Annotated in this window: 11 protein-coding genes and 2 pseudogenes; 10 read left to right on the top strand and 3 right to left on the bottom strand. The window is 29.7% G+C overall.

The window, feature by feature from the left end:
- Together tnpC and CLPUN_RS22160 are read left to right on the top strand one after the other, a co-directional pair.
- Positions 1-1,440: IS66 family transposase (gene tnpC, locus CLPUN_RS22165; RefSeq protein ID WP_077849398.1), on the top strand; the 1,440-nt coding region annotated here is incomplete at its 5' end.
- Positions 1,441-1,803: 363 nt separating this feature from the next.
- Positions 1,804-2,136, top strand: coding sequence for a hypothetical protein (locus CLPUN_RS22160; RefSeq protein ID WP_077849397.1), 333 nt, complete (start codon positions 1,804-1,806; stop codon positions 2,134-2,136).
- A 274-nt stretch (positions 2,137-2,410) separates the two neighbouring features.
- On the opposite strand, the gene CLPUN_RS22155 is transcribed toward CLPUN_RS22160, so the two are convergent.
- Positions 2,411-2,746, bottom strand: coding sequence for an MFS transporter (locus tag CLPUN_RS22155; protein ID WP_207652753.1), 336 nt, complete (start codon positions 2,744-2,746; stop codon positions 2,411-2,413).
- Between CLPUN_RS22155 and CLPUN_RS27290 the strand changes: the two are divergent.
- Positions 2,727-2,843: pseudogene (locus tag CLPUN_RS27290) on the top strand (transposase); the annotation flags it as partial. The gene CLPUN_RS22155 and the pseudogene CLPUN_RS27290 overlap by 20 nt on opposite strands.
- Positions 2,844-2,964: 121 nt before the next feature.
- On the opposite strand, the gene CLPUN_RS22145 reads toward CLPUN_RS27290, so the two are convergent.
- Complete coding sequence (locus tag CLPUN_RS22145; RefSeq protein ID WP_077849394.1) at positions 2,965-4,863, bottom strand: BglG family transcription antiterminator; 1,899 nt, start codon at positions 4,861-4,863, stop codon at positions 2,965-2,967.
- Between the two features lie 199 nt (positions 4,864-5,062).
- Between CLPUN_RS22145 and CLPUN_RS22140 the strand changes: the two genes are divergently transcribed.
- The 7 genes and pseudogenes from CLPUN_RS22140 to CLPUN_RS29475 all read left to right on the top strand — a co-directional run.
- Positions 5,063-5,374 carry a PTS sugar transporter subunit IIB gene (locus CLPUN_RS22140; protein WP_077849393.1) on the top strand — a complete coding sequence of 104 codons (312 nt, stop codon included), beginning with the start codon at positions 5,063-5,065 and terminating at the stop codon, positions 5,372-5,374.
- Positions 5,375-5,398: 24 nt separating this feature from the next.
- Positions 5,399-6,634, top strand: coding sequence for a PTS sugar transporter subunit IIC (locus tag CLPUN_RS22135; protein ID WP_077849392.1), 1,236 nt, complete (start codon positions 5,399-5,401; stop codon positions 6,632-6,634).
- Positions 6,635-6,667: 33 nt separating this feature from the next.
- Positions 6,668-7,003 carry a PTS lactose/cellobiose transporter subunit IIA gene (locus CLPUN_RS22130; RefSeq protein WP_077849391.1) on the top strand — a complete coding sequence of 112 codons (336 nt, stop codon included), beginning with the start codon at positions 6,668-6,670 and terminating at the stop codon, positions 7,001-7,003.
- 382 nt (positions 7,004-7,385) lie between these two features.
- On the top strand, positions 7,386-8,825 hold the full coding sequence (locus CLPUN_RS22125; protein ID WP_077849390.1) for a glycoside hydrolase family 1 protein: 1,440 nt from the start codon (positions 7,386-7,388) through the stop codon (positions 8,823-8,825).
- Between the two features lie 250 nt (positions 8,826-9,075).
- Positions 9,076-9,966: a DMT family transporter gene (locus CLPUN_RS22120; protein WP_158078823.1), complete on the top strand. Its 891-nt coding sequence runs from the start codon at positions 9,076-9,078 to the stop codon at positions 9,964-9,966.
- 2 nt (positions 9,967-9,968) lie between these two features.
- Positions 9,969-10,154 carry a hypothetical protein gene (locus tag CLPUN_RS22115; protein WP_077849388.1) on the top strand — a complete coding sequence of 62 codons (186 nt, stop codon included), beginning with the start codon at positions 9,969-9,971 and terminating at the stop codon, positions 10,152-10,154.
- A gap of 23 nt (positions 10,155-10,177) precedes the next feature.
- A pseudogene (locus CLPUN_RS29475) lies at positions 10,178-10,339 on the top strand (peptide deformylase); the annotation flags it as partial.
- A 440-nt stretch (positions 10,340-10,779) separates the two neighbouring features.
- Here CLPUN_RS29475 and CLPUN_RS22105 read toward each other — a convergent pair.
- Positions 10,780-11,628, bottom strand: a complete 849-nt coding sequence (locus CLPUN_RS22105; RefSeq protein WP_077849387.1) for an SDR family oxidoreductase — start codon at positions 11,626-11,628, stop codon at positions 10,780-10,782.
- Positions 11,629-11,883: the final 255 nt, after the last annotated feature.

The raw sequence follows: 11,883 nt of genomic DNA, 5'->3' as shown, positions 1-11,883 counted from the left end.
AGTGAACAGGTTGATTCAAGACAGCTCTCACTTTTTAATGATGCTGAAAAAAACAGTGATCTTAAAATAGATGAGCCTACCATCGAAGAAATTACATATACAAGAAAAAAATCGTCTTCTCATTTAGGAAAAAAAGATAATTTAACCGGCCTAGATAGAGTTACAATTGAACATAAACTTGATAAATCTGAAGCAGTTTGTGATATATGTGGAAATAATTTAGTGGTAATAGGCAAAAAATCAAAAGAAATTTTAAAATATAAGCCAGCAGAACTTTACATAGAAGAACATATTTCATATACATATGCTTGCAAAAATTGCGAAGCGGATGCTGATAAAGCCAATATAATTTCTGCAAAAATGCCAAATACTTTCTTATATAAAAGCATGGCTTCAAATGAATTATTAGCTCATGTTGTGAGTATGAAATATCAATATGCAATGCCGTTATATAGAATGGAATCATATTTTAAGATGATGGATGTTAATCTTTCAAGACAGACATTATCTAACTGGATAATAAGTTGTGCAAATGAACTTCAGCCTGCTTTGGATTATATGAAAGAGGAACTCCTAAAAAGAAATTATATTCATGCCGATGAAACATATGTCAAGGTTATTGAAGAAAACGGAAAAGATTCTAATTCAAAAAGATTTATGTGGCTATATCGCTCCGGAGGCATTGAAAATCCAGTAATTATATATGATTATCAGAAAACAAGATCTGGCTCTTGTGCTGAAGAATTTCTTAAAGGATTCTCAGGCTATCTTCAAACGGATGGATATGATGGATATAATAAAGTCAAAAACATAAAAAGACTATATTGTATGGCTCATATTCGAAGAAAATTCTTTGAAATAATATCACCCTTAAGCCCTGAAGCTTTAAAGCAATCACATGCATTAGAAGGGTTTAATTATTGTGAGCAACTTTATGAAATTGAAAAAGAACTAAGGGAACAATACATAGGTAGTGATGATTATTATGCTGATCGACATAGAATAAGGCTCAAGAGATCTGCACCTATTCTTAAGAAATTTCAAGAATATGTAGATAATGAAATTGTTAATGCTCTTCCTAAAAGTCCTTTAGGTAAAGCTCTTGCATATGCTCAAAAGTTGTTGCCGTATATGAGAACTTTCTTGACAAATGGATGTCTTGAAATTGATAATAATACAGCCGAAAGAGCTATAAAGCCATTTGTAATTGGCAGAAAAAATTGGATGTTTTCCAAGACAGCAAAAGGTGCAGAGTCAAGTGCACTTCTTTATAGTGTTATTGAAACGGCTAAAGCCAATGGCTTAGCAGTAGAAAAGTATTTAGTATATTTGTTTGAAATGCTTGCAAATGCAGAATTTAAAGAACGTGATATATTAGAAAAATGTATGCCGTGGGCCGAAAACATTCCAGATGAACTGCGCATTAAGACTACCAAATAATTATCTCTATATAAAATTGTACCCAACAGAGAATATACGTTTTTCTGTTGGGTTTATTTTATCACTTAAATTATAATACCGCTACGCGTCGATTCTTTGACGCTTACATTGTAATAAACAATAAAGTTTGTTTAAAAATAAATTATGTATAAAGTGATAAGACATAGAGTTATATAAAAATATTGTATTTACTCTATGTCTTGTTTTTATGTTTATAAATATTATTAAGATAATTATGTAAAAACAAAGTAATTTTGTAAATTTTAAATTATAATAAAGATATGGTGCTTGAAAACAAGCATTCTACTTTTTTAGTGCATAGAACTTAATCGAATTTTAATTAAGTTACAATGCGGAAAGGTTATGAGTGTAGTGAATTTTTTTGCTTCAGGTAATCATGATATTGATAGGAATGCTGATGAAGAAATTGAGGAACTTGGATTGATGGCTAAGCTTAAATCAATAGAAGAAGTAAATAGGCATATAGATTCAGCAAAAGACAATGGTTGTAAAAGAGTATTAGATTTTAAGAATTTTGAAAAAGAATTTTATAGTGATTCGCATATCCTAAGTAACATAACAAATTATCAGTCTAATTTTATGCTTGAGCTAGGTGAAAATATGATTGGAGTTACTTGTTTTAATTCTTCTTGGAGGTGTTATGATAGTAAACTTGATAAAATCGGATATGCTTAGGTGAAAGACAAATTAGCAATTCAAGAAAATTTCTAAAAGATAGTACTTTTAATATTGGCATAATTCATCATCCTTTAGATTGGTTTATAGAGTTTTAAAACAAAGTGATTAATTCATTTATGCAGAGTGATTATAATTGATTGCTATGTGGACATGTTCATGAAGGAAGTACATATTCAAATTTATAAAGTTGCCACAAGCGGAACGCCCATAGATAAAATTTTTGAGTTATTAGAAATAGCTTAAGAATTTGTTTGGTTATTCAACTGTAAAATTATTCATGTAAATTTGCACTATTATAATTACTTATTAAAAATGTTGAAATTGCAAGTTGCACAAGGGATAAGATTGTCATCCACAAAAAAGTAAATCTAATACCTGCAACATTTGGAGTTATTCCTGCATTTTCTGAAGAAGCAGATAAAAAAGACATAACTGCAACAAAAACTGCAGAACCTAAAGCCCCTGCAATGTTACGAAGACAATTCATTATTGCAGTACCATCTGTAGTATATTTATAATTCAAATACTTCATGCTCCATGTAACAACAGGCATCATAACACTTGCTATACCAATTCCCTTAATACAGAGCATATGTACTGATCTCAAAAATAGAGGTGTAAAAGAAATTCTTATTGCATGTATGGGCGGCTTAAAGGGGATACCTGAAGCTATTAAAACAGCATTTCCATCTGTTAATATTCAAAAAGTAGACAATGAGTGGTTATACCCATGTCTACTTCTATCTTACAACTTCATTTTATGGATGGCTCTGACTAAGAAAATATTTACTAGTATTTAAAATATTATTCACAATTTACTTGAATTTATAGGCAAGATACCATTGCATCAATGAACTCTTTATAATCTTTACAGTGAGACAATAGAGTTATATTTTCTGGAGTAGTAAGAATACGAGTTATTGGCTCGAATACTTGATTAAAGATATAACGTTCAGTAGCGTTAAAGCACATTGTGAGAACTATTTGAACATACTTTCCTCCCCATTTAATAGGTTTTTTGGAAATTATTATATAAATACCTGTCTTTTTTGCTTCCATTTTCATAGCATGAGGAATAGCAAAATTACCATATGCAGTAGATGACATTTTTTCTCTTTCCCATACCCTATTCTTAAAATTCTCATCCACATATCCCATATTATGTAATTTGTGTGACGTATAATCAATAATATCAGACTGGTTATAATATGGAAGATCTATTTCAAATAATTCTTCTGATAAAATTTTTTGTAAATTAATTCTAAATTCATTCTTTTCTCTGTCAAGTTTAATAGATTTTATCTTATTTTCAATAGCATAAATGTCTGATTGTTGTAAGAACATATTAACTTGAATAAATTCACTAGGATAAGTGGTGTTTGATGGAATGGTAGATATAATTAAATCTGCATAGTATTCTTCAACTTCTTCTAAATTATTGACAATATTTTTAATTAATAACTGATTTGAAAAATGACTATTTATTGAATTAACCAATTTTATGCTAATGTCATAATAATTAGGACAACAAAGCAAAACAGTTATCCTATTCTGTAACTCTTTTTGTGCTTCAATAGTACTTCCTATATGCAAAGCGATATAAGCGATTTCATCATCATTAATTGTAATTCCAACTTCTTCTTTGATGATTCCTGAAATGAAAACCGCAGCATCGTAAATTAGAGGGCACCCTAACTTTATTTCTTGTACTAATGGATTTTTAGAAAAACGAGAATTTTTAGACCTAATAAGTAAATTCTTAATATGTAAAGCAAATCTGATAAGAAATTCAGACTCGCTCAAATTAATATAATAAAAAGAATGTATAGATACAACAAGTTTATTTACTAAATTCATAACATCATTATCTATATAATCATAAATATTATTCTCATTGATATTTTGATAGTTTAAGAAAGTAGTTCTTGACATTAATAAAATTGCTAATTCGATTACTTCACTATCACTATACAAGATATCAAAATAATTTTCTAATCGCTTACATATTTCCCTTGAAAGTTTGAATTCATGTTGAGCAATACTAGGAGTAGATTCACTAGATATAGTAGTATTATTATTCTTGATACGATCAATAGCAATAGTAATATGTAAAACTAAATTTGTTAAAGAGTAATCATTAATAAAATAAGAGTTCTTGTTAAATACATCTATAAGAACATCTTTAATAAAGAATATATCAATATCTTTAAAATTGTTTTGGATAGCATAAAGGTTTACGAAATTAACATTACTTTCTTTGTAGAGAATTGAACTCACCAACTTTCGTTTGTTAGTTTCAAGTCCATCAATTGACAATATATCATTTTTGTTTTGAAGTATTAGATCATACTTCTCAATCATTTTTCGTGCCTTTGTAACATCGGTTTTTAAAGTAGATAAACTAACACATAAAATTTCACTAAGATAATATGCATCTAGAGGTTCTTTTATCAATTTATTTATAATATAGACAACACGCTCTCTACTAGTTTGAGGAACGGTTGTAGTTTCTTTATTCAGTAATTCACTTGCTAGTTTTTTATCAATAAAGTATCCAGAAGCATCAGAATAAATACATGACGGATGTAATTCATTGATATCGCGAACGTATGTTTTTACACTTCTTACAGAAATATTCATATTTGATGCTAATTTAGCAGCACTAATATTATCATCTTCATCTAAAAGGATTTTAATTAGATTTTCATATTTTCGATTCAACATATCATTACCTCCTTAAATTATTATACTTAATCCCTAAATTATTATACTTAATATAGAATTACAATTCTACTAAAAGATTGCACCGACTCGGGGTAAATAATTATTTGCACCTAGTTTGTGAAAAAGTTTGGTGGAAATCTATTGCTCAGTTGTAGATAATTAAAGTGTACTACAAAACAAGAGAGTGGAGGAAAGCTAAATGAAAGAATTAAAAGTATTATTAGTATGTGGCTCTGGTGCAAGTTCGGGGTTTATGGCTGCAAATATGAGAAAAGCAGCAACGAACAAAGGATTGAAACTGGAAATTAAAGCAAGAAGTGAGTCTGAAATTGAAAATTATATTGATGAAATTGATGTATTAATGGTTGGACCACATCTTGCTTATATATTAGATGACATTGATGAATATATTAATGGTCATGATGTTAAAGTAATTTTAATGAAATCAGATTATTATTCAACATTGGATGGAGAAAAGGCGATTGATCATTTATTTGAAACACTGAAATAAATAGATAGATTTGGAGGGAAAGCAATGAAAAAATTATTAAATTGGATGGAAACGAGTCTTTCACCAAAGATGAACAAAATTAATAATAATATTTGGATTGTAACTTTGAAAGATTCTATTAATCAAGTAATGCCATTAATATTCTTAGGGTCTATATTCTCAATGCTAACATTGCCTAAAACAGCTTTTAAATTTGAGTGGTGGCCAGCATTCGGAACATTAAATGGATGGTGTATGGGTTTAATCTCATTAATGATAGCATTTTTAATACCATTTAATTTAATGGAAAAAAGTAAATTAAGACAATCAAGAATTGTTGCCGGGGTTAGTGGAATAATTTTGTTTGCAATAGTTATTAGTCCACAATTAACTGCCGATAAAGCAATTGGGTTTACTCATAGCGCATTTGGGGCAGGAGGAATGTTTATAGCTATTGCTACTAGCTTTATTACAGGATTAATTCTTAGAACATTTGGAAAATTCTCATTCTTTAAAGAAGATTCAGTTATACCGGATTTTGTTAAAGCATGGTTTGATCAAATGCTGCCTGTGGCTACTATTATAATTAGTGGTTGGATAGTTGTTAATATTATTGGATTTGATTTCTATAACACGGTATTATATATATTCTCACCATTACAATATATATCAGAAACATTATGGGGATTTGTGTTAATAGAGCTTATTACAGTAGCATTATATTCAATGGGTATTTCTGCTTGGGTGTTAACACCTATTGTTACACCAATCAAATTAGCTGCTATCACGGCTAATATGGCAGGAGCAGCTACTAATATGTTTACTTTCTCATTTGTTTATGGTCATATTAGAATTGGTGGAGTTGGTTCCACATTAATATTAGTAATTTTACTTTGTTGTTCAAAATCAACTAAATTGAAAGCTTTAGGGCGAGCTGGCATTATACCATCTGTTTTTAATATCAACGAACCAATTGTGTTTGGAGCAATTGTTTGGAATCCAATACTTATGATTCCAATGATTATAAACGGTTTGATAATTCCTGCTATTGCATTTATTTTTACAAAAATAATTCCATTTGCTAAGATACCAGACATAGCATTCCAATTATGGTATTGTCCATATCCAATTTCTACATGGCTTGCATCTAGTGGAACTATAACAAATATTATTTTAGTAGTAATTCTAGCAGTTATAAGTGGAGTGATATGGTATCCATTCTTTAAAATCTATGAAAAACAATGTTTATCTGAAGAGCAATTAGAAGTAAAAAACAATTAAATTATAATTATAACGTAAGGAGATGTAAGATATATGAATGAAGAAAATGTACAATCAGCAATGCAAATTATTTTAAATGCAGGGGATGCAAGAGTAGATTGTAAACAAGCTCTTGATGCAATTGCAGAGGCTAATATAAGTTTAGCAAACGAAAAACTTAAGGACGCACAAGCAAAGATAACAATTGCACATAAGGTACAAACAGATGCAATTCAAGGGGAAACAGGTGGAAAGAAATCAGAGTATTCATTATTGTTTGCTCACGCTCAAGATACCTTAATGACTATTTACAGTGAAATAAATATAGCTAAGCAATTAGTTAAAATTTTTGAAAGTTATGAAGCTAGAATCTCAGCTTTAGAAAAATAATTACATAATTTTGAATAGGCAATATCAAGAGGGCTTTCATAGAGAAACTATCTAGAGTATTCATGAAAAAAATTTATATAAGTTGTAGTAACGATAATTCATACAAATTAAATATTTATTATTAAGGGTAATTAAAATATATATTTAACTTATGTAGAAATTTTATTACAGCTAATATATATGGGGTTAAACTTAAATTTCTAGACTCAAAATAATTATCTTGATAATTAATGATGTTGTCTTTATTTGTTAATAAATAATAGTAAGTTTTATATTTTAAACGTTATTATAGTGTGAGAGTTCAGTTATATATTGCTGGGAAATTAAATGTCAAGTATAAACTAAGAGTATAAATTGAAATAACAAGAAAGAAGGAATAAATATGAAAAAAAATCCTACTACTTTTCCCAAAAGTTTCTTTTGGGGTGGAGCACTTGCAGCTAATCAATGTGAAGGAGCATATTTAGAAGATGGAAGAGGAATGTGTGTGCAAGATATTTATCCATACAATCCTAATGAAGATATTAAGAAAAAATCAAATAAAGAAGTATCATCTGAAGATATTAAGAAAGCACTAGAAGATAAAATTAATTATTATCCTAAAAGACATGGGATTGACTTCTATCACACTTATAAAGAAGATTTGAAATTATTATCAGAGCTAGGTATTAATTCATTAAGAATTTCAATTAGTTGGTCAAGAATTTTCCCAAATGGAGATGAAGAAATACCAAATGAAAAAGGATTACAATTTTATGAAAATCTTTTTGATGAAATGTTATCATTGGGATTAGAGCCATTAGTAACAGTATCACATTATGAAATGCCATTACATTTATCGACTGAATATTATGGATGGTATAATCGTAAGATGATTGACTTTTTTACACATTACTGCGAAACAATTTTTGAACGTTACAAAGATAAAGTGAAATATTGGATTTTAGTAAATCAAATAAATTTAATCTACCATGAGTCTTTTAACCATTTAGGAATCCCTTGTGATAAAGTTGATAATCTAAATGAATCTAAATGGCAAGGCATTCACAATGAATTGGTAGGATGTGGTAGAGCAACTAAGATAGCAAAACAAATAAATCCTGATTTTCAAATCGGAATGATGTTATTAGGAAACTATGCATATAGTGAAACTGCTAAGCCAATAGATCAAATAACAACAATGAAATATAATCAAATGCATTTATTTTTCTCAGATGTATTGATGAGAGGATATTATCCAGCATATGCATTCAGATTCTTTGAAGATGAAAGTATAAACATTGTATTTGAAGATACAGATGAAGAAGATTTAAAGAATACAGCTGACTTCTTAACATTCTCATATTACTACACAGTTATGGTTAATGAAGAAGTGTATAAGGCAGATTACAAACGATTCACCAAAAATACAAATCTTGAACAAAATGATTGGGGATGGTCATTTGATCCTGTAGGATTAAGATATTTATTAAATGTTTATTATGAAAGATATCAGAAACCAATAATGATTACTGAAAATGGCTCAGGATCATATGATGAATTAACAGAAGATAACAAAGTTCATGATCCATATCGCATAGCTTATTATAAGGCTCATATTGAACAAATAAAAGAAGCAATTCATGATGGAGTAGAAGTTATAGGATATTACCCTTGGGGGCCAATTGATATTGTAAGTTGTTCTTCTTCGGAGATGAGCAAACGTTACGGATTTATCTATGTTGATATTGATGACTTCGGAAATGGATCGAGAAAGAGATTCAAAAAAGATAGCTTCGAATGGTATAAGAAAGTTACAGGATCAAATGGAGAAATTCTTTAATTATAAAATATTAAGATAATTAGGTTATCAACAATAAAAAGTGTTATGGTGTATTTTTTAGAAATGCAATCATGCACTTTTTTATTGAAAAGCTTAATATTATTACCTTAGAACAGAAATAAGAAAATGGTCAGTTAACATTAGTTGTTATATGAAATATTTACATTATTATTTAAAAAATTAGACAAATCAATGCTTGCTAAATTTTGCAAGTGACTATAGATTAAATTATAATTGGAGTGAAATGTTTATGGAAAAAAAACTAGCAACAGTCTATACATTAATTGCAGCAAGCTTATGGGGAACTATTGGCCTGTTTGTAAACATACTTACATCTTATGGACTTACTTCAATACAACTCACAGTTATGAGATTTATGATTTCTACTGTAATAATCGGCGTATACATTGGATTAAAAGATAAAAAGAAGTATGTAATACAATGGAAGGATTTAAAATGGTTTTTTGTAACTGGTGTACTATGTGTTCTGTTTTTTAATGTAAGTTATGCAATAGCAATTAAACAATCTTCTATGTCAGTTGCAGCAGTGCTACTGTATACATCGCCAATAATAGTTACATTAATTTCTATTTCTGTTTTTGGTGAAATACTTACAAAACGAAAATGCATGGCAGTTATTTTCTCTGTATTAGGATGTGCACTTGTATCAGCTAATACATCAAAAGGTAGTACATCAGTTTCAGTGGAGGCTTTTCTTTGGGGAATGGGTGCAGCGACTGGATATGCAATGTATAGCGTACTCACTAGGGTCTTACTAAAAAAATATACATCAATAACAATTTTATTTTACACATTTGTATTTGCCTCCGTGGTAGGAGGCAGCAGTTGCAGAATTGATCAATTATTGCCTATCTTTATAAATAATACAGATGCTTGTTTAATTGTTTTAATTTCAGCATTGCTATGTAATGCGATACCTTATTTTCTTTATTCTAATGCATTAAGCATGATGGAAGCAAGTAATGTATCAATAATTGCATCAATAGAGCCAATAGTTGCTACATTAGTAGGCGCTTTAGTTTTTAAAGAAAATATCACTATATATAGTGTTATTGGGATTTTATCTGTATTATGTTCAATAATTATTTTGAATAAATCTAATAAAAATGGTGAGATGTAATAGTGAGAGACAAGCGTTTTGCTTTAATTAAACGCTTGATATTACAAGATGATTGGTTTACTGTCAAACAGCTATCAAGTAATATAAATATATTAGAAATAAGTGTAGAAAATTATATATCTAAAATTAATTATACTGAAAAAGATTTAATTGAATCTTCTCAAAAGTGTTACATCATTAATCAATAAAAAGGTCGAATGGCAATTAATAAAAGAAGGAAAAGCTTTATGAAGCAGAAGAGAGTTGTATATCTTTAATTGGCTTTAGAAAAACAAAGAAATATGAAATGATAGAGGTGGAGTATCTTGAGATAAATTTTAAGAAGCAAAAGCAAGTGTTTACTATATTTACAGCACAAATAATTCAATATTAAATGGATTATTTTGAATGTATAAACACTACTTACTATAAGAAAAGGTTGTTGAAGGATAGAGCTAGGAAGGAATATTTTATAAAATTAAAGTCCTAATTATTCATATAATATGGCTATATTCAAAACTTAGCAATTGTATTGATCAAAATTATAATTTACAAATAAGAAATATTTTTATTCTTTAGAAGATTTGATATAATATAAATAAGAAATGCCTAGTGTTAGTAGCACTAAGCATCCTTAGGATATTTATTTTGTTTTACGGCTATTGGATTTGAACTGCACCCTGTCAAGTAGACAGATGAAAAAACAAAAAGTTTTATTATTTTAACAGTCTACTATAAAGCTGTTATGAACTGACTGCTATCAAGGTGATGTGCTCTTAGCATTTACCAAAAACCAGGATAAAAATGCATTTTGAGTCTGGTTTTTGGTATTGCTTATTTGTTTTTTGCGCTATTTTGCCATGCTGTTTGTCCCATTATCTCCCGCACAGTATGCAAGTATGTTTCTTCTGACGAGGACCATCTTAATTTAGCCAATGCCTCCGAGTCAGGGCCTGCGGGATAGCGCAGCCTGTTAGATTCATCACAGGCTGCGTAATAAACCTGTTCGGCAACTTTGTTGACATCAGAAAACTCGCCAGGCGAAGCAGTCATGGTCTGCATCAATGTATCAAAATAAGACTTGTATGAAGGCGGAATAGAAATCTCCTTTGTTGCAGTTTCGCTTGTCATGAAGTTCGTAGTTGGCATGAACCCAGGTTCTACAAGCTTAATAGAGATATTTTGTGATTCAAGCTCATATGACAGAGATTCTGACAGTCCTTCAACTGCATGTTTCGTTGCAGTATATACCGGTCGAAACGGTGGTGCCGCAAAACCGGCACTAGAACTTATATTCACAATAGTTCCGCCTCCTATTTTACGAAAATACGGAATAATTGCTTTGAGGACGTTTATAACTCCGAAGACATTGGTTTCGAAATTGCTTCGAATAACATCCATAGGTGTCGATTCAAATATAGAACCAAATCCACCTCCCGCATTATTCACAACTGCGTCTATCTGACCAAAACTGGCGATGCCTGCCTCTATTGCCATCTCAATGCTATGTGGATTTGTAACGTCTAGTTGCGTTACGAAAATTCGTTCTGGATTTTCTATTGCTATGCTCTCATCTGGGTCACGCATTGTGGCTACTACATTCCATCCCTCATTAGCGAATTTTTTGGCTGTAACATTCCCCAATCCTGTGGAACATCCGGTGATTAAAACTGTTTTTGACATTGAAATCCCTCCTTTTTTTGGTACTATTCTAGTCTACAATATTATAGTAACTCTAAGTCAAGATCTTTTATGATATTTTTTAAATATGATTTTAAAACATGATTGGATTCATTACCTGACCATACTCTTACATTTTTAGATATATGTAATTTAGTCTTGCACATTATCATTAATCACGATATTGATTGATTTCACATAGGTATGGTTATATAATATGCTTAGAGTAACTCTAATAAAGTCAAAAAGAAATATAGT

Origin of the sequence: Clostridium puniceum (assembly GCF_002006345.1) — a bacterium.
GTDB classification, from domain to species: domain Bacteria; phylum Bacillota; class Clostridia; order Clostridiales; family Clostridiaceae; genus Clostridium; species Clostridium puniceum.
The sequence above is the reverse complement of the archived record's forward strand: the minus strand, read 5'-3'. Positions and strand labels throughout refer to the sequence as shown.

Coding starts and splice junctions, on each gene's coding strand:
- CLPUN_RS22160 (WP_077849397.1), top strand. CDS start 1,804: ATGAGTGTAGTGAATTTTTTTGCTTCAGGTAATCATGATATTGATAGG.
- CLPUN_RS22145 (WP_077849394.1), bottom strand. CDS start 4,863: ATGTTGAATCGAAAATATGAAAATCTAATTAAAATCCTTTTAGATGAA.
- CLPUN_RS22140 (WP_077849393.1), top strand. CDS start 5,063: ATGAAAGAATTAAAAGTATTATTAGTATGTGGCTCTGGTGCAAGTTCG.
- CLPUN_RS22135 (WP_077849392.1), top strand. CDS start 5,399: ATGAAAAAATTATTAAATTGGATGGAAACGAGTCTTTCACCAAAGATG.
- CLPUN_RS22130 (WP_077849391.1), top strand. CDS start 6,668: ATGAATGAAGAAAATGTACAATCAGCAATGCAAATTATTTTAAATGCA.
- CLPUN_RS22125 (WP_077849390.1), top strand. CDS start 7,386: ATGAAAAAAAATCCTACTACTTTTCCCAAAAGTTTCTTTTGGGGTGGA.
- CLPUN_RS22120 (WP_158078823.1), top strand. CDS start 9,076: ATGGAAAAAAAACTAGCAACAGTCTATACATTAATTGCAGCAAGCTTA.
- CLPUN_RS22105 (WP_077849387.1), bottom strand. CDS start 11,628: ATGTCAAAAACAGTTTTAATCACCGGATGTTCCACAGGATTGGGGAAT.